This is a genomic window from Staphylococcus xylosus (assembly GCF_002732165.1).
In the GTDB taxonomy this organism is placed as follows: domain Bacteria; phylum Bacillota; class Bacilli; order Staphylococcales; family Staphylococcaceae; genus Staphylococcus; species Staphylococcus xylosus.
The window spans coordinates 106,478-125,302 of sequence record NZ_MRZO01000002.1 but is presented as its reverse complement, the minus strand read 5'-3'; the positions used below and the strand labels follow the sequence as shown (position 1 = coordinate 125,302).

General features: G+C 33.3%; 15 protein-coding genes and 1 riboswitch. Of the genes, 10 read left to right on the top strand and 5 right to left on the bottom strand.

Annotated elements, in window-relative coordinates:
* Nucleotides 1–294: 294 nt before the first annotated feature.
* Both BTM19_RS03965 and BTM19_RS03960 read right to left on the bottom strand, forming a co-directional pair.
* Nucleotides 295–1,722, bottom strand: coding sequence for an aldehyde dehydrogenase family protein (locus BTM19_RS03965; RefSeq protein ID WP_029378792.1), 1,428 nt, complete (start codon nt 1,720–1,722; stop codon nt 295–297).
* A gap of 166 nt (nt 1,723–1,888) precedes the next feature.
* Entirely contained in the window at nt 1,889–2,473 is a 585-nt protein-coding gene (locus BTM19_RS03960) for a TetR/AcrR family transcriptional regulator (RefSeq protein WP_029378793.1), read from the bottom strand.
* A gap of 114 nt (nt 2,474–2,587) precedes the next feature.
* Between BTM19_RS03960 and BTM19_RS03955 the strand changes: the two genes are divergently transcribed.
* Entirely contained in the window at nt 2,588–4,093 is a 1,506-nt protein-coding gene (locus tag BTM19_RS03955) for a CoA transferase (RefSeq protein ID WP_029378794.1), read from the top strand.
* A 133-nt stretch (nt 4,094–4,226) separates the two neighbouring features.
* On the opposite strand, the gene BTM19_RS03950 is transcribed toward BTM19_RS03955, so the two are convergent.
* The gene (locus BTM19_RS03950; RefSeq protein WP_038679510.1) at nt 4,227–5,714 is read right to left on the bottom strand and encodes an MFS transporter; all 1,488 of its coding nucleotides are present in this window, start codon (nt 5,712–5,714) and stop codon (nt 4,227–4,229) included.
* Between the two features lie 95 nt (nt 5,715–5,809).
* Nucleotides 5,810–6,631: a MerR family transcriptional regulator gene (locus BTM19_RS03945; RefSeq protein WP_029378796.1), complete on the bottom strand. Its 822-nt coding sequence runs from the start codon at nt 6,629–6,631 to the stop codon at nt 5,810–5,812.
* A 255-nt stretch (nt 6,632–6,886) separates the two neighbouring features.
* Between BTM19_RS03945 and bioB the strand changes: the two genes are divergently transcribed.
* A complete protein-coding gene (gene bioB / locus BTM19_RS03940; RefSeq protein ID WP_037557266.1) occupies nt 6,887–7,855 on the top strand; it encodes a biotin synthase BioB in 969 nt (322 codons plus the stop codon).
* A 277-nt stretch (nt 7,856–8,132) separates the two neighbouring features.
* Here the strand turns inward: bioB and BTM19_RS03935 are convergent, their stop codons facing one another.
* The gene (locus BTM19_RS03935) at nt 8,133–9,563 is read right to left on the bottom strand and encodes a YfcC family protein (protein ID WP_029378797.1); all 1,431 of its coding nucleotides are present in this window, start codon (nt 9,561–9,563) and stop codon (nt 8,133–8,135) included.
* Nucleotides 9,564–9,935: 372 nt separating this feature from the next.
* On the opposite strand from BTM19_RS03935, the gene BTM19_RS03930 reads away from it, so the two are divergent.
* The 8 genes from BTM19_RS03930 to thiC all read left to right on the top strand — a co-directional run bounded on the left by BTM19_RS03930 (nt 9,936) and on the right by thiC (nt 18,813).
* Nucleotides 9,936–11,051 carry an efflux RND transporter periplasmic adaptor subunit gene (locus tag BTM19_RS03930; protein WP_058625799.1) on the top strand — a complete coding sequence of 372 codons (1,116 nt, stop codon included), beginning with the start codon at nt 9,936–9,938 and terminating at the stop codon, nt 11,049–11,051.
* The gene (locus BTM19_RS03925; RefSeq protein ID WP_038679513.1) at nt 11,048–11,728 is read left to right on the top strand and encodes an ABC transporter ATP-binding protein; all 681 of its coding nucleotides are present in this window, start codon (nt 11,048–11,050) and stop codon (nt 11,726–11,728) included. The genes BTM19_RS03930 and BTM19_RS03925 overlap by 4 nt, the downstream gene beginning before the upstream one ends.
* The gene (locus BTM19_RS03920) at nt 11,725–12,900 is read left to right on the top strand and encodes an ABC transporter permease (protein ID WP_058625800.1); all 1,176 of its coding nucleotides are present in this window, start codon (nt 11,725–11,727) and stop codon (nt 12,898–12,900) included. The genes BTM19_RS03925 and BTM19_RS03920 overlap by 4 nt, the downstream gene beginning before the upstream one ends.
* Before the next feature lie 131 nt (nt 12,901–13,031).
* Nucleotides 13,032–13,133, top strand: a complete 102-nt coding sequence (locus tag BTM19_RS03915; RefSeq protein WP_002495781.1) for a type I toxin-antitoxin system Fst family toxin — start codon at nt 13,032–13,034, stop codon at nt 13,131–13,133.
* 267 nt (nt 13,134–13,400) lie between these two features.
* The gene (locus BTM19_RS03910) at nt 13,401–13,619 is read left to right on the top strand and encodes a hypothetical protein (protein ID WP_038679516.1); all 219 of its coding nucleotides are present in this window, start codon (nt 13,401–13,403) and stop codon (nt 13,617–13,619) included.
* Between the two features lie 769 nt (nt 13,620–14,388).
* Nucleotides 14,389–14,892, top strand: a complete 504-nt coding sequence (locus BTM19_RS03905; RefSeq protein ID WP_029378801.1) for a DUF805 domain-containing protein — start codon at nt 14,389–14,391, stop codon at nt 14,890–14,892.
* 513 nt (nt 14,893–15,405) lie between these two features.
* Nucleotides 15,406–16,560: an iron-containing alcohol dehydrogenase gene (locus tag BTM19_RS03900; protein WP_058625801.1), complete on the top strand. Its 1,155-nt coding sequence runs from the start codon at nt 15,406–15,408 to the stop codon at nt 16,558–16,560.
* Nucleotides 16,561–16,870: 310 nt separating this feature from the next.
* A riboswitch (TPP riboswitch) is annotated at nt 16,871–16,971 on the top strand.
* Nucleotides 16,972–17,076: 105 nt separating this feature from the next.
* Nucleotides 17,077–18,813 carry a phosphomethylpyrimidine synthase ThiC gene (thiC, locus tag BTM19_RS03895; RefSeq protein WP_058625802.1) on the top strand — a complete coding sequence of 579 codons (1,737 nt, stop codon included), beginning with the start codon at nt 17,077–17,079 and terminating at the stop codon, nt 18,811–18,813.
* Nucleotides 18,814–18,825: the final 12 nt, after the last annotated feature.

The following is an 18,825-nucleotide window of genomic DNA, read 5'->3' as shown; positions in this document are numbered from 1 at the left end:
GTTAATGTGTAATCAAAGAAAAAGGAAGTTAAGTAGAGAGAGTAAAGAAAGTATATTTACTATAATATTAGATATATTCATTAATATAATTGGTGGGATAGTAAAAGTAGTTAAAAATATGTTGACTTAGTATAATGTCAAAGCAATTTTAGCAGTATTTATAATATAAAAACCCCAAAAGCTGAACTTAAAATTCAACTTTTGGGGTTTATTACTTTTTAAATAGGAGTGTATTTAATTAGGGTTTCATTATTAATATTAAGTAGTTAGTTAACGTACATTAATTACTATTATTTATTGAAAGAAGCCAGAAATTGATTTAACTTCTAAGAATTCTTCAATACCATAGTCTCCCCATTCTCTACCGATACCAGATTGTTTATAACCACCAAATGGCATATCAGCACTTCTTGGGTATTCATTAATTTCAATAACGCCTGCTTCAAATGCAGTAGCTACTTTTTGTAAAGTGTCCATATCTGAACCATACACGTATGCAGCTAAACCATATTTTGTATCATTTGCAATTTTGATTGCTTCATCAACATCACTGTAAGTGATAATAGACATTACTGGTCCAAATATTTCTTCTTGAGCGATAGTCATATGATTATCTACATTTGAGAAAATAGTTGGTTTAATGAAATAGCCTGTTTCTAGCCCTTCAGGTTTACCTTCTCCACCTAATTCAATTGTTGCGCCTTCTTGTGCACCAATTTTAATAAATTCTTGGATTTGGTTAAATTGTTTACTGTTAATGACTGGTCCCATCTCTACTGTTGCATCTTGTGGGTCGCCAACTTTGATTGCACTCATTTTTTCTTTTACTTTTTCAATAAATTCATCTTTGATTGATTCTGGAACAAGCGTTCTTGAGCCGGCAATACAAACTTGCCCTGAATTGCCAACTACTTTATGGACTGCTGCATCTGCAGCTTTGTCTAAATCAGCATCTTCTAATATGACATAAGGTGATTTACCACCTAATTCAAGTGATACTTTTTTGAAATCTTTACTAGCTTTTTCCATAATTTTACTACCAGTATTACCAGAACCAGTGAAAGATACCATTCTAATTTTTTCATTTTCAGAGATTGGATTACCTACACCAAGGCCATCGCCATTTACCAAGTTGAATACACCTTTTGGCACGCCTACTTTATCAAAAATTTCCGCTAAGATAATTGCAGCAAATGGTGTTTCTTCTGATGGTTTTAACACTACACTGCTACCTGCTGCAAATGCACCTGCTAATTTTAAGGCAGTTTGATTTGTAGGGAAGTTCCAAGGAGTAATTAATCCTGCTACACCGATTGCTTCTTTTATAACAATATTGTTGCCTCTACGTTCTCTAAAATTAAAGTTATCTAAAGCATCTCTTGCTGCTTTAAAATGTGATAATCCCATTTCGTAGTGGACATTTTCAGATGCTGTAACTGGTGTACCAAGCTCTAAAGTCATTGCTTTGATTAGATCTTCTTTACGATTTTCGTATTCTTTAACGATATCGTTAAGTAAGTTTTGACGGTATTCTACTGAAGTGTTACGGAATTCTAAATAAACGCTATCTGCAGCGTTAACCGCATCTTCAACGTCTTGAGCATTACCTTTAGCAATTTTACCAAAAGCTTCTTCTGTTGCTGGATTAATAACATCCATTGTTTCGTTACTGTGACTTTCTACCCATTCACCGTTGATATATTGTTTTGTGTGATTGAACATATTTACACTCCTCTTAGTCTTTTATATTCATAGTCCAGTTCTTGTGAAGTGAATTTCAAACTGACATTAGGTGATAATACTACCGTTTTAATCGGGTTTCAATATTTTTGCTTAAATAATTAGAAAATATTTTTTACTCGATTATTATTTGAAATTTCAATGAATTTTACTTTTCTAAAACGCTTATTGGACCATTTGAATTTATAAAAATCATACTATGTGTTAAATCAATAGGTGACATTTCAAAATCAGAAAGTACCCATTCATAGATGATGCCGGTATAAGCAGAGGCTATATAAGTACATAAGAATTTATCATTAATTTCTAAGTTGTGATTATTAACAATAGTATTACTTAAAAAGTTAATATAGTTTTCTTTGAAATAGTTATACATTTCTAAATTAAATTTAGTGTCATTCAGTATTAAAGTTTTAAATAAATATCGATGATGAATAATATAATGAAAGACTTGGTTTGCTAAGTACAATTGAGCATCTAAAATATTTTGATGCTTATTAAAGAAGACATAAGGGTTACCAAATAATTCGTTGAGTGTTTGTGTTTTAATGTTTTTGTATAACGTATCCATATTTTTATAATATTTATAGAATGTGGCACGTGTGATATTAGCTCCATTGCATATATCAGATACTGTAATATCAGTTAAAGCGCATTTTTCTAGTAATGATAAAGCCGAAGCTATAATGCTTTTTTGGGTTTTCTTTCGCTTATTTGTATAAATAAAAAACACTCCTTAAAAATAAACAATTACTAACAAAGTGTATATTTTTGAACTTTCGCTTACTTTAATGAGTATAACGAAATAACTATAATGAAATAAAGCTATTGAGAAAGAAGGAAAAAAATGCTAAATGAAGAGTTAAAAACAGTGCTACTACACAATTATCGGAATCGTATAAATAAAGATGATGATTTTGATATTAATTCTGAGTTAGAGAAATTGTTGAATGATATTGGCTATTCAACTGCGGATGCTGGTGGACAAGTTACGTTCTATGGTAAGGATCCAATACAACCAAGTACATTAAGAATTGCTTCATTAGCTGGTATAGGCTTAGCTGCCAAATCCGTTGCGCTTGCCTCCTTGTGGCAAAAAAGGGGAGGTAATGGACAGGATATTTATGTAGATATAAGAAAGGCATTGAAACGTTTATCTCCTTTTTATGAAAGAAAATGGGAAACATTAAATGGATTTCCTGCTAAACAGCAATATTTTCCAAATAATCCAACGCGATTTAGTTTTTACCAAACAAAAGATAATCGATGGGTGATGCCATTAAATCCTTATCCAAGTTCACATAGGCATACGCTTGAACTCATCAAAGCATTACCAAACAAGCAGTCTGTGGCTCATGCAATTAAACAATGGAGTGCCAAAGATTTGGAAGAAGCTGCTGCAGAAAAAGGTGTCGTCATGCCTATGGTAAGAACATTGCCTGAATTTATGGAAGAAGAACAGTTTGAATATATTGCTAAAGAACCACTTGTTACGATAGAGAAAATTGGTGAATCAGAACCCGAGGGCTTCAGTGAAAACCCTCAACAACCGCTCGATGGCATCCGTGCATTAGGCATGGGTCATGTAATTGCTGGTGCAGGTTTAGGAAGAGGATTAGCTTTACATGGTGCAGATGTATTAAATGTTTGGAGACCTTCTGAGCTAGAAGAGGAAACTTTATTATTAACTTCACATATCGGCATGAGATCAACCTATTTAGATATCGACCATTCAACTGAACATCAACAAAAATTTGATGACCTATTAAAATCAGCAGATATCTTTTTCATGAATAAAAGATATGGCTTCATGCAGGAGAGACATTTAACACCTCATGAACTCGCTGAAAAAAGACCTGGAATTATTCATTGTTCTGTTAATTGTTATGGAGATCAAGGCCCTTGGTCAGATAGAAACGGTTTCGATCAAACTGCAGGAAGCGCTGCGGGTGTAATGGCATTAGAAGGTACCGAAGATCAACCTAAGCTACCACCAATCGTGGTTGTAAATGATTATGTCATATCATGGTTGTTAGAAACTGGAGCAATTAAAGCGTTAGAAAGAAGAGCGAAAGAAGGCGGCAGTTATCGAGTTCAGGTTAACTTGAGTCGCGTTTCTCTCTATTTAATGTCACTAGGTATTTTTGAAAAAGCATATGTAAATGAAGTTTTTAATACGACAGATACGCATGCAATTGTCGCTCCTGACCAATTTGAATCTGAGACACCACTCGGACATTATATCGGTGTGACTGATCAAGTTATAATGTCAGAAACACCTGGTCATTACCGTACTACGTTAATTCCTAGAGGATCTAGTAAACCAGAATGGTTATCTTATCGTAAGATTTAAAGTATAGGTATCTTTCTATGCGGATTGTAGTTAGTTTGATAACTAAAATTGTGTTTAACAATGATAGAACAGCATGAATAAAGCAGATGAAGTGTTCATAAATTGAACGTTTCATCTGCTTTTAACTGCTTATTTATTCGGGTAGTCGTTTTTGTTTTAAGTCCATCCATATTAATAAGATAATAGTGAATGCTAGCGACAAAATACTTATAATAATGATGAGTGAAAAGGCATCGTCATATGCTGCTTTGCCAGCCTCGATAAGTTCTTTGCTGATTGAAAAAGGAAGTTGTTCTGCTTGAATCAATGTTTCATCTAAACTGCCCTTTGCCTTAGATAAATCAACAGAATTACTATTAAAATTAAAGAATAAACTGTAGAAAATAGAGAATAATCCACCTAATATAGCGATGCCTAATGATCCACCAAATTCAAATGACACTTCTTCAATGGAAGCGGCCATACCAGAATTCTTATCATCCGCATTTGACATAATAGCGTTAGATGCTAGCGTCATTGCGCCACCTAAACCAAGACCAATGATGATTAAAGTAACAATTTGTATGGCTAAATGCGCATGTAAAACCCAATAAAATGATGATATGCCAATAAAGGCCAGTAGTAATGTTACCCATTGTAGTTTTAATGTACCAAATTTAGTTAAAATAATCCCAATTAAAATTGCGCCTACCAGTGAGGCTAAGGCCATCATCATTATGGTTAATCCAGCATTTAATGGTGTTAAGCCTAAAACAAGTTGTAGCCTTTGAGAAAGAATATATTCAAATCCCATCAATATAAAGGAAGTTGTTATAGCAACAATAGTACCGCCCGTAAAGTATGGGTTTTTAAAGATTGCTAAATTGATTAATGGAAATTTTAATCTGTTTTGTCTTCTAATGAACATCATTATAGCGATGATTCCAATAGCGAAAGCACCGAATAATACTGCGAAATTATTATCTGGTTTAGCTAATTCTTTGATTGCAAATACTACTGTAATCAAGCCTATCATAATTTGAAATGAGCTTATAAAATCCCAAGTACCATCTTTATTTGTAGGATATTGAGGAATTAAAATATAAGAAATAATTAAGACGATCATCACAACAGGTATATTGATAATAAATACAGATGGCCATGAAAATTTCTCTAATAAAAGACCGCCTATTACAGGCCCTAAACCTGCACCAGCTGCAGTAATAGCTGACCAAATACCTAGTGCTAATGCACGTTCTTGGTAATCTTTGAACGTTAATTTTATGATTGATAGTGTTGAGGGCATCATTGTAGCAGCACCTATAGCTAATAACACTCTAGCTAATATTAATACAGTTGGTGTCGTAGCACTTGCTGCTAGCAATGAAGCGCCACCAAAAATAGCCAAACCAAGTAAAAACATTTTTTTATAGCCTACATAATCTCCCAGTGTACCAAGACCAGGTAGTAATCCCGCAACTACTAAAGCATAGGCATTAACAATCCATAATTTTTGTGTAGCTGTCGCTTCTAAATCATGTGTTAGCAATGGCAGAGCAGTATATAAAACTGTCATATCAATCACGATTAAAAATAATGCACTAGAGACCAAACATAAGATTATCCATTTTTTAATATTCATAACGGTCACCTACTTTCCATATATAAAAATATAAACTATACGGTAACCAGATAGTCAAGCATGGTTTTGTAAGTTTTTATACAAAATAGAAGGTGTTAAATTTTTGTCACAGCTATAGAAATTTTTGTGACATATTTATCTGGACCATTAGTGCTGATTTCATCAACCACATATTCTTCAAAGCTATCACCAATCATTTTAAATCCAGTGTTTATTAGATAATCTTTAATTTTTTTATGTGTTTTGTATAACGTTTCATCAGGGCCTTCATGGTAGGCAATAATATATTGTCCTTGGTCCCTAGTAAAATGCGACTGCTCGATATTTTGTTCTACTTGAATATAAAAATTTGTAAACTCAGTGAATTTATCGTTTTGAATGTTATTTTTAGCAAGGATTACACCAATAGGGTAACCAGAGTCTAGATGATTATGCTTTATAAAATTAATAAACGACATGAGTTTATGTGATGAAGATTTAAGGGTTACGTCGCCGATAGTGTCACTTAACAAATAGTATTGTGTCGGCAACGTTACAATATTTATAGAAGAAAAGTCAGCTTTGTAAGACTCAGATAAATAATTCTTTTTATTTTGTATGGTTAGCTTTTGTTGTTTTAATTGTTGGATTTTTAAATCTATTTCTTGTTCTTTGTCAGCTAACAGGTTAATTGTTTTAGGTAGTGAACGAATATCTAAAAATTCTTTTATTTCAGTCAGCGATAAGCCAAGATCCTTCAATATATCAATCACACTAAAAGTTTCTAATTGTTTTAAAGTGTAAAATCGATAGCCTTTGTCATTTCTATATTGAGGTTTTAAAATACCAATTTCATCATAGTGGAAAAGTGTTTGCTTTTTTACACTACATAATTCAGAAAATTCTCCCGTCGTAAATAAAGTTTCAGCTAAACTCATGGTTACCTCCTGCCAGATAATAATATATCAATTACTATAATTATCATTCAGCAATTAAAAACATTCAAATATTTAGTGGGAAAATTGACTTATTACCTTAATAAAGAGAAGGATGTGAAGTATATTGAATGAACATGAGTTTAATGTAAACCAAATTACTTAAAAGGTTTACATTTTATGTTAATTCGTTTTATGATGAATTAAGTAGGAATTTAAAAATAATATTTAATTCATATTTTAAAAGGGGATGTATATATGAAATTAGCTCAAAGTATTTTACAAGGAAAGCAATTGACTAAAGAAATGTTATTGAATGTATATGAAGACGCAAGTGTGGATACATTAGATTTGTTGAATGAGGCATATATTTTGAGAAAGCACTACTATGGAAAAAAAGTGAAATTAAATATGATTTTAAATGCAAAAAGTGGTATATGCCCAGAAAATTGTGGTTATTGTGGGCAGTCTAGAGACATGAAACAAAAACAGAGGTATGCATTGGTTTCCGAAGAACAAATTCTTAAAGGTGCTGAAGTAGCACATCAACATGACATAGGTACATACTGCATTGTAATGAGTGGTAGAGGACCTAGTAACAAAGAAATAGATCATATAAGTAAATCAGTAGAAGAAATTAAGACGAAACATCCTCAACTTAAGATATGTGCGTGTTTAGGGTTAACAAATGATGAACAAGCTAAAAAACTAAAACAAGCTGGCGTGGATAGATATAACCATAATATTAATACGAGTGAAAACTATCATGAGGAAGTTGTAACTACGCATACATACAAAAATAGAACGGATACGATAGAAATCATGAAGAAAAATCATATCTCGCCATGTTCTGGAGTGATTTGCGGTATGGGAGAATCTAATCAAGATATTATAGATATGGCATTTGCATTAAAAGAAATAGATGCGGATAGTATTCCTATTAATTTTCTACATCCTATTAAAGGAACAAAGTTTGGCGAAATGGATGATTTAACACCAATGAAATGTTTGCGGATCATAGCGTTATTTAGAATTATAAACCCATCTAAAGAGATTAGGATTGCTGGAGGTAGAGAAGTTAATTTACGCTCACTACAACCACTAGCTTTAAAAGCTGCGAATTCAATATTTGTAGGAGATTATCTTATTACAGGTGGTCAACCGAATAAATTAGATTATAAAATGATAGAAGACTTAGGTTTTGAAATTGATTTTGGTAACCGTTGATTATCAATGAAGTACCTAATGGTATGAGCTTTTTTGATTTAGTGTGCTTTAACTCATACAGTAATGAAGGGAACAGGAAAAACTAGTAATAAGTTTATCTCTTGCTCCCTAGAAATTTAACATCGTCTCAAAAAGACATATAGCTTGTTAAGTATCGCTTTTATGCAAGGTATTATTTTAAGCTTATTGGATTGCGATAAGTATCATAACATATGTAATTTTTGATTTTAGTTTTGAGTATTATATTTTGAAAATATTATTATGTGATAAAAATTATTTAAGACCATCCACTAAGTTGTGCAATAATCAATGTAATGATAGAAATCACTACCCATATTATAAACAGTGGGAAGAAGAAGCGGATCCATTTAGTATAAGAAACGCCACCTATGGCTAATGCTGCCATAAAGTAACCACTCGTAGGATAAAATATGTGAGTGAAACCATCACCAAGTTGGAAAGCCAAGACAGCAGTTTGTCTAGTAATGCCTAACATATCAGCTAAAGGAGCCATAATCGGCATTGTAACCAATGCTTGCCCGCTACCAGAAGAGATTATGAAGTTAATCAACATTTGTACTGCATACATGCCTATGATTGCAATTGTTGGCGTAGTACCATCAATGATTGAACCAAGTCCATGAACGATAGTGTCCATAATCTTGCCGTCTTCAAGTACTACAGCAATGGAACGTGCCAGACCAACGATGATTGCACCCATGAGCACATCCTTAAAGCCATCATTGAACGCTTCGCAAATAGTTTGCATTGATAGACCAGAAACGATCCCGACGATGACACCCATGAATATAAATAAACCAGCCATTTCTACCATAAACCAACCTTGGGTAGTGACGCCGTAAACCAGGATAATAAAGAAGGCAAAGATAACAGCGATGCCCCACTTTTGTCTTGTTGTAGCTGTAGTTGGTGCATGTTCTGTAATGTGTTGATACAGCTCTCTTTTTTCTGAGTCATCTTCATATACGGAGCTTAAAGTTGGTTGCTTTTGAACTTTTTTAGCGTAACGCATAATGAAAATAATTGTGACTGCTAACACTACGATAAATAAGATGATTCTTAAACCGATACCTGAGAATACAGGGATGCCAGAAAGCTTTTGAGCTAATCCGGTATTGATAGGATTAAGTACACCTACTGTAAAGCCGACAACTGTTCCACATAGAGCAATTGCTGTGGCAGTGATAGAATCATATCCTAAAGCGATGATGAGTGGAATGATGACAGGAATATAAACTAGCGATAATTCTGCGGTACCAATTAAAGTAGCTACAATAGCAAATACCGTAGTTAATACAGGAATAATAAATATACTTTTATAAATAAAGCGACGCGCTAAGTTATCAACAGCAATTTCAATAATTCCGGTTCTTCTAAGTACCATGAACATGCCACCAATAATTAATGTAAAGAATACGATTTCCCCAGCTTCAATAAGTCCTCTGGGAATAATCGATATAAAGTCGACAATGCCTACTGGTGCAGAAGTAATATAGTGGAATGAATCAGCATCCACCATTTCTCTGCCCTCAGGACCCTTAATTCTCTTAAATTCACCTGACGGAACAATATAAGTAGCAATCGTAGCGATTACACCAAAAACAAATAAAATGACATAGATGTGTGGCATTTTAAATTTTTTCTTAGATTTTGGCGTATGATGACGTTCTTTATTGAAGTAACTCAAATAACCTCCCCCTTATATAAATGCTAAATAAATTAAATTTACCATAAAATAATTAAAAGTAATTTGTTAGATTCTGAAAATTTAGAAAAAAATTTGTTAACTTTTACATTTTAATATACAAATGAAATATTAATTTACAATTATAAATAAAAAGTTGAGTAATTACGCAATTGAAATGAGTATTTATATTTAGCCATAGCAGAGGTACTAGATGTAGTAGATTTAATTGAAATAAAATAGTTCAAGTGTCAATATTGTTATATGTATATATTCAAAATAATATTGATTTATTTATTATGAAATGCTTTATTTTTTAAATTGCGTTATTGTGATAATCTTATGGTGAGAATATATATAAGGAGTGTTTGTTAATTGAAGAAAAAATGGATGTGGCTTATAGGGATTGTCGCAGTTATAGGATTGTTAGCCATCGCTTTAGTGTTAAAACAAGTGAATAGCGATGAAAAAGAAAAAGACGGTTACGATACATATAAAGTGGAGAAAGAAAGTCCACTTAATTTAGAAGGGAAAGCTTCCCCTCATTCAGTAAAAACATATAACAACAATAGCCAGTTAGGCACATTTGTAAGTACACAAGTTGACGATGGTCAATCAGTTAAGCAAGGTGACTCACTCATTAACTATAACGTTAACAACAATAAACGCCAACAATTAGTAGATAAAGTGGACGAAACACAGGGTGCTGTTAATGAAGATTATAAAAATATCAATCAAGCGCCCAACAATAGTGATTTACAGAAGAAACTGACACAAGATCAAAGTGCATTAAACGAAGCACAACAACAGTTAAATCAACATGATAAACAAATCAATGACAGTGTTTATGCAGCATTTGATGGTAAAGTAGATATCAAAAATAGCGAAAATCTATCTGATGGTCAAACGATATTGCAATTGGTTTCAAATGAACCACAAATTAAGACAACAGTTTCAGAATTTGATTTAGAAAAAATCAAAGAAGGAGACAAGGTAGACGTTAAAATCACAAGTAACGGTAAAACAGGTAAAGGGACAATTAAAAAGATCTCAGAATTGCCTAAAAGCTATGAAGATCAGTTGAGTGAATCTGGAGCTGCAAATAGTGCGAGTGCTGGAGGAAGTGGTGATGAAGAAGGTGCTGCAATGCAGTCATCCAACCCAATTCAATCAGCGCCAAGTGGAGGTAATGATTCAGAGTCCTCTAAATACACTGTGATTATTAGTGATATAGATATTCCAGTACGTGCAGGTTATTCTATGGAAGTAAAAGTACCATTAGACTCTATTAAATTACCTAAAACAGTATTAACGAAAGATAATAACGTTTTTGTCGTTAATAAAGATAATAAAGTTGAAAAACGTGATATTAAAATCGATAAAGTAAACGGAGAAATCTTCGTTAAAGAAGGATTGAAAAAAGGTGACAAAGTCCTCAAAAATCCTAAAAAAACATTAAATGATGGAGACAAAGTTGAGGTGTCATCATGATAGAACTTGTAGATATCAATCGACACTTTAAAAATGGGGATGAAGAGAACCATATTTTGAAAGACATTAATATCAACATTAACGAAGGTGAATTCATTGCGATTATGGGTCCTTCAGGTTCTGGTAAGAGTACATTAATCAATATACTAGGGTTTATTGACCGTGGATATGAAGGAGATTACCTTTTTAATGGAGAAAATTATAAAAAAACTTCAGATAATCAACTCTCAGATATTAGAAATAAGACCGTAGGATTCGTATTTCAAAACTTTAAACTGATTCAAAATAATACCATTTTAGAGAATGTAAGCATTCCTTTGGTATATGCTGGATTAGGATCACAAGAGCGCAAACAAAGAGTAGTCGACACTTTGCATGATGTGGGCTTGTACGATAAAGAAAATCTTGTCCCTAATAAATTATCAGGTGGGCAACAACAACGTGTGGCGATTGCACGTGCCATTATTAATAAGCCTAAATTTATTATTGCTGATGAACCAACGGGGGCGTTAGATTCGAAGACCTCGAAGGATATTATGGAATTATTTATGAAGTTAAATAAAGAGTATAATACGACGATGATTATGGTCACACACGATCGTAAAGTTGCCGATAAAGCCGATCGTATTATCCATATTTTAGATGGACGCGTTCAGCGAGAAGAGGTGGTAGAATGAAGAATTTATCAAATATTATTGCCATCTCATTCAAATCTATTTTAAAAAACAAACGACGTAATATCTTTACTATGATTGGCATTATTATTGGTATTGCGGCGGTTATAACGATTATGTCATTAGGTAATGGTTTTAAAAAGACTGCAGCAGATGAATTCTCAGATTCAGGCGCTGGTAAAAATTCTGCACTTATTAGCTTTATGACAAGCAGTGGAGAAAGTGCGAAAAATAATCCTTTCAGTCAGCAAGATATAGGCATTGTTAAACAAATTGATGGTGTGTCAGATGCCAAAATTAAAGAAACTGAGGATCAAGGTTATTCAGCAAAAATGACAAATCCACAGAAAAAAGGCGACATCAGTATTTTGAAAAAGGACGAAGTAACGAGTCCGGAAGAAGGAAAAGGCTTTAATTCAGAAGATAATGAATTACGCAAAAAGGTCGTAACGGTTGATGATAAAATTGCTAAAGATGTCTTTAATAAAGATGCGATAGGTAAGACGTTGTATATTGATGGCCAAGGCTTTGAAGTTGTAGGTATCGTTAATGATATGATGAACCCTAAAGCTGTTAGCATGCCGTCTCAAACATTTAATCAATATATGGGCAACTTACAGCAAGATTTTCCATCATTACAACTAACAATTGCCGATAATGCGAATAAAAAAGAAGTAGCTAACAAAGTTGCAGATAAATTGAATAAAAATGGTTCGGGCATATCTGACGGTAGCTATAGTTATAATGATACTGAAGAGATGATGAAAGGCATTAACAAAGTCTTTGATGGCATTACTTACTTTGTGGCAGCAGTAGCAGGGATTTCGTTATTTATTGCAGGTATTGGTGTTATGAATGTAATGTACATCTCAGTTACTGAACGTACGGAGGAAATAGCGATTCGCCGCGCATTTGGGGCGAAAAGTAGAGATATCGAGCTACAATTTTTAGTAGAAAGTGTTGTCCTCTGTGTCCTCGGTGGTCTTATTGGATTGATTCTAGGTATTTTAATTGCTAGTCTAGTTGATGCGGTCACGCCAGATTATATTAAGAGTGTTGTTAGTATCAGTTCTGTCGTCATTGCGGTAGGTGTTTCTATGTTGATCGGTATCGTCTTCGGTTGGATTCCAGCCCGAGCAGCAGCTAAGAAAGAGTTAATAGATATTATTAAATAAATCCTAAAATTATGACATATTAACATCAATTAACTTATCGGAAGCGCATATGTTTACGTAATTACAGATGGTATAATAATGGAGTCGCCTATCTCTCAGGCGTCAAGTTGACGTAGAGAGGAGGTGTAATTATGCTTGATAACTTTGTTCACATCACGACCACGGCAGCGAGTGGTTGTATCGTAGCGTTATTTGCGCATTGGCTACGTAATCGCAACGATAAGAAAAAATAGGCGACCTTTAGCCAACGCCTAAAAAATCCCCTCACTATCGGAAGTAGTGAGGGGATTGGTGTATTATGCTTAATAACTTTGTTAAGTGCATTATAACATCATAATTGGTAGGAATGCAAAACTGTTAAATTAATTAACGTACTATCATTTAAACACGTCACACTATTAACATAAAGTTTAGAGGTTTTGTGTCAAAAATGAAGGTTATTTAAAATTGGTTTGTGGTATCGTTTGATTTGCTTATAATATCATAAAAGGAAGGATTTTATGTCAATAATCTTGTTATTCCTAGGGGTTATATTAATTTCTTTATTAATATTTGGTTTCTTAAAATCTAAGCAGTTTATTGAACATCTTATAAAAATGCTCGAGAAGGTAGTACAAGAATATAAAAATAGTGGCTGGAATAGTACAGAAAAAGGTGCTAATAGTGATGTGAATTTATCAGAAGGCGATGTTTACATAAACGGAAAAAACATGAAATAAATAACCGTTATATTGTTAAAGTAGATAATTTAAAAAATGAAACCAGATTTACTGTTGTTAGTAATAATAGAGAAAAAACCGCAGATGTTGATATAAATACAAACCAAATAATAGATAATATGGATAAAGGGATTAACACAGTAACTCAAGAAGCAGGTTATGGGAAAAGTATAAAAAAGGAGAATGGGTGCATTGTAATAGGTTTAATGGTCCACATAGTGATAATGTACATTAACCAAAAGTAACCCCAAGGCTATTGTGATTTTCCTGGAAGTGACTGTGACAAAGCTTTACTTAGAAGCACAAAATGTTATGGTTATAGTTATTGTAATACGAAAACTAAGGCTGCAGTATGCTCTAGTATTATTGAACACAGTACTAAATACCATCATCATTAAATAAACATATTATTCTTCACAAATGATAATGTGAATTAAAAATTATCTTCTTCTATTTATATGAGTGATTATTATTAGAAAATAGATTAAAAGAGACTCCTTTTTCAAAAAGGAGTCTCTTAATTGTTTGAAAATCTAATATCGTCTTAATAACAATCATTTTTAACAAACTAACCATACATACAGGAATACTGTTTTACTAGCCTCGATAATTGTTCAATTAAGGTAGCTCTAAATTATCATTGTTATAACGTTACTTATATAGTCTTAGCACCGATAATTAAATTATTTTCTGTTTACTTATTCAAAAAATATATCTATTATTTAAATCATATAGTTTTTTTAATATATTTTATAGTCTAGGAGGATATATGAATAAATCATCAAATTTTATTAGCAGTTATTTTAATTTTTGGAAACGTTGCTTAGACATTCATGGGCGATCCACTCGTTCTGAATTTTGGCACCCATTTTGGATTAATTTTTTAATCACTTCTCTTTTAGGGATATTTTCTGTAGGTACTTTAAGTAGTATATTTGCGATTATAACGCTTATACCATACTTTACTGTTATGACTAGACGCCTACATGATTCGAATCGTTCAATGGCTTTTGCGATACTATACTATATTAGTGGTTTCATCACTAAAGCCGCAACAATTCTATTTGTGTTGGGTATTATATTTGCGACTATTAAGTTTGAAGAATTTGGTCTATTAGGTTCTACATTTATTGCTGGTATTTTTGGTGTGGTTATTGCAGGGGGCGTTTCATTGTATATTTTATATTTATTGATTAAGCCTGGGAACATAAAAGTTAATAGATATGGTTCTGGAGGGAGTTGTCAAGACGCTAAGTTACTAGTAGGAGAATAGCCTTTTACAATTTCTATTAGATTAGCAAATAGAACTGGTGTGACAGAAGAGTCACGTATACGTAAAGGGGCCTAGTTGAATGTGAATTTATGATGCTATACAAGTGGGAATTTTAAGAGAAGAATGGCATTTTCATTTTTTAAAAGAAGTAGTCATATAAATTTTTTATGAGCAAATCAAAGGAATGAAGTATAGCTGAAACACCTATAGTTTTTAATGCTGGATTTGGTCATAATGAACCTAAATGTGTAACTTCATATAGTGCTATGGTTGAAATATATATTGTAAATAAAGAATTCAACATTATAAGCAGTACTATTTCATAATGATTTATTATTGAATTGTCACAATTTTCTGAAAATAAACATGTATAGACATAATATAACGAACGCAGTATAGATACTGTATCTAAAGTATATAGAGATTGACTATGATTATGAAGTTATCAAATATCCCCTTGTAATAATAGGATAGAGTTACAAGGAAATTCACAAATTTATTAGGAGGTATTATATGAATTACGAATATCATTGTGATACAAAAATAATAATGGGCCCTGGTAAATCAAAGAATTTACCAGAAATCATCTCGGAGTATATAAATATAGGTGAGACTGTAATGGTGGTAACGGATTCTGGTATTAAAGATGCAGGATTAGTTGACCCAATAGAAATGAATTTGAAAAATTCAGGTTATAAAGTGATATCTTATAATGAAATATCTCCCAATCCAAGAGATACAGAGTGTTTAAAAGGTGCATCACTTTATCAATCAACAAACGCATCAGCTGTAATTGCGGTAGGAGGCGGTAGTCCAATGGATACCGCCAAAGCTATTGCCTTACTGGGTCCAAATGGAGGTTCACCTGAAGAATATAATAATGGTGAGAGAAGCTATGCCAATATATCGCCTGTCATTTGTGTTCCAACAACTGCTGGGACAGGTTCTGAAGTAACACGGTCTTCAGTAATTACATTAGAAGAATCACATACGAAAATTACACTAAAAAGCCCTTTACTTAGACCGACAATTGCTGTTCTTGATCCCGAACTTACCTTAAGTGTGCCAAAATCTATAACCGCAGCAACTGGAGTAGATGCATTAGTTCATGCAATTGAAGGTTATACATGCACTGTGACAAACCCAATCTCACAAGCAATGGGAAAAAGTGCGATGTCTATTATCGTTGGCTATCTACCGAAAGTATATCAAGACGGAAAAAATCTAGATGCCCGGTATAAAATGCAAGAAGGCAGTCTCTTAGCAGGACTATGCTTTGGATCTGCTGATGTTGCAAGCGTCCATTGCTTATCAGAAGCATTAAGTAGCTTATACGACACCCCGCATGGCGTTGCGAATGCAATATTTTTACCCCATGTAGTAAAATTCAATGCTGTTGAAAATAAGACACTTCATGCTGAAATTAGCAAAATCATGCAGTTTGCAAAGCAGAATGATACTGATGAAATAGCAATTGAAAAGTTGATTAAAGGGTTATATACATTAACAAACGATTTAGAAATCCCATCGTTGAAAGATTTAGGATACGTTAAAACAGAACATTTTGAACAAATGGCCAATCTAGCTAAACAAAATAATTCAACATCAAGTAATGTCAGACCAATAACTGAAAAAGATTATTTAACTATTTTAAAAGAAGCCTATTAATAAAGAAGTTTCTTAATCGTTTTAAAATAAAATAATATCTAAATAATGAGGATTATTAGAATTGTAGAGAAAAAGAGAAATGCAAAAGTTATCCATACTATTTTATAGTATAGATAACTTTTTTCTTGCTACCATCATATTTTCTATAAATATAATATTAGATTTTTAAATTAAAATAACGAATGTTTAATTCGATAAACTTAGCTGGTGTATAGTTGTAAATGTTATTAATTTTTTACACGTTTATATAAAATTTCAAATTTATTTGTAATTGTTCTTTATTAGTGTTAAGTTGGAGCAAGAATTTAATAAGAATTGCTAGGGGTGCTTGTAAGCTGAAAGAGGCATTGGTCTCAACCCTTTGAACCTGATCTGGTTAGTACCAGCGTAGGGAAGCAGAAAAGTACAGTACATATGGGAAGTCTGTTTGTTGGGCTTTTATTTACTGTCGCTTCACTAAATATGTGATTTTCTACCAGGTCTCCTAGCAATAATAAATGCTAAGGAGTTTTTTATTTGGAACAAGAAAAAATTGAATTAAAAAAACAATTTCCATCAAGTAAAAGAATATGGATTAGTGGAGAAGATCCAGATATTCGAGTGCCATTTAGAGAAATACAACTTTCTCCAACCGTAACAGAGGAAGGAACAACTGATAATGATCCAGTGTTTGTCTATGATACTGCAGGCCCGTACCACGACGATAATTATAAGATTGACGTTCAAAGAGGTATACCGAAAATGCGAATACCATGGATAAAAGAAAGAAATGATACATTACAATATGAAGGTAGAAGCATAGTATCATTAGATAATGGATTTAAGTCAGATAATCATAAAAAATTTGTCGAAACACCGTTTAAATATCAGCCAAGGAAAGCAGAAACAGGTAAGAATGTCACTCAGATGTATTATGCGAGACAGGGTATTATCACGAAAGAAATGAAATTTGTAGCTATGAGAGAAGATACATCATCTGAGTATGTACGTTCTGAAATTGCGCGCGGACGAGCGATTATTCCTAATAATGTAAATCATCCTGAATCAGAGCCGATGATCATTGGTAAGAACTTTCAGGTGAAAGTAAATGCCAATATAGGAAACTCAGCAGTTAGCTCTTCTATAGAAGATGAGATAGAAAAATTAGTCTGGGGTATTCATTGGGGCGCTGATACTATCATGGATTTATCTACAGGTAAAAATATTCATGCTACGAGAGAATATCTTTTGAGAAATTCGCCTGTCCCAGTTGGCACAGTGCCTATCTATCAAGCACTTGAAAAAGTAGATGGTTCTGCTAAAGATTTGACTTGGGAAGTTTACCGAGACACATTGATTGAACAAGCAGAACAAGGTGTCGATTATTTTACCATACATGCTGGCGTGTTATTGCGATATGTACCTACAACAGTTGATAGATTAACAGGTATTGTCTCTAGGGGTGGATCAATCATGGCACAGTGGTGTTTAGCTCACCATGAAGAAAGCTTTTTATATACACATTTTGAAGAGGTTTGTGAGATTATGAGTCGCTATGATATTGCAATTTCTCTTGGTGATGGATTAAGACCTGGCTCAATCTACGATGCAAATGATGAGAGTCAAATACTAGAATTAAAAACACTGGGCGAATTAACTGTAATAGCATGGGAGCACGATGTGCAAGTGATGATTGAAGGTCCAGGTCATGTACCGATGAACAAGATAAAGGAAAATCAAGACCTCGCTGATTTCCATTGCCAAGAAGCGCCATTCTATACATTGGGGCCATTGACAACTGATATTGCACCAGCCTATGACCATATTACGTCAGCGATTGGCGCCGCACAAATTGCTAGTCATGGCACGGCAATGCTTTGTTACGTTACCCCTAAGGAACATCTAGGGCTGCCTAATAAAGATGATGTAAGAGAGGGCGTTGTTACGTATAAGATTGCTGCACATGCAGCTGATTTGGCCAAAGGAATGAAAGGGGCACAACGCAGAGACGATGAAATTAGTAGAGCGCGATTTGAATTCAGATGGTATGATCAATTTAATCTATCGTTAGACCCAGACAAGGCACGTTCATTTCATGATGAGACTTTACCGGCTGAGTCAGCAAAAGTTGCCCATTTTTGTAGTATGTGTGGACCTAAATTCTGTTCGATGCGTATCTCCCATGATTTGAGAAAACATAAAGATTTAAAATCAGAAGGATTGAAGCAAAAGTCAAAAGAATTTGTTTCGAAAGGTAGTAAAATTTATCGTTAAATAATCAGGATG

Coding starts and splice junctions, on each gene's coding strand:
- BTM19_RS03965 (WP_029378792.1), bottom strand. CDS start 1,722: ATGTTCAATCACACAAAACAATATATCAACGGTGAATGGGTAGAAAGT.
- BTM19_RS03920 (WP_058625800.1), top strand. CDS start 11,725: ATGAAGAATTTATCAAATATTATTGCCATCTCATTCAAATCTATTTTA.
- bioB (WP_037557266.1), top strand. CDS start 6,887: ATGAAATTAGCTCAAAGTATTTTACAAGGAAAGCAATTGACTAAAGAA.
- BTM19_RS03955 (WP_029378794.1), top strand. CDS start 2,588: ATGCTAAATGAAGAGTTAAAAACAGTGCTACTACACAATTATCGGAAT.
- BTM19_RS03945 (WP_029378796.1), bottom strand. CDS start 6,631: ATGAGTTTAGCTGAAACTTTATTTACGACGGGAGAATTTTCTGAATTA.
- BTM19_RS03950 (WP_038679510.1), bottom strand. CDS start 5,714: ATGAATATTAAAAAATGGATAATCTTATGTTTGGTCTCTAGTGCATTA.
- BTM19_RS03905 (WP_029378801.1), top strand. CDS start 14,389: ATGAATAAATCATCAAATTTTATTAGCAGTTATTTTAATTTTTGGAAA.
- BTM19_RS03900 (WP_058625801.1), top strand. CDS start 15,406: ATGAATTACGAATATCATTGTGATACAAAAATAATAATGGGCCCTGGT.
- BTM19_RS03910 (WP_038679516.1), top strand. CDS start 13,401: ATGTCAATAATCTTGTTATTCCTAGGGGTTATATTAATTTCTTTATTA.
- BTM19_RS03915 (WP_002495781.1), top strand. CDS start 13,032: ATGCTTGATAACTTTGTTCACATCACGACCACGGCAGCGAGTGGTTGT.
- BTM19_RS03925 (WP_038679513.1), top strand. CDS start 11,048: ATGATAGAACTTGTAGATATCAATCGACACTTTAAAAATGGGGATGAA.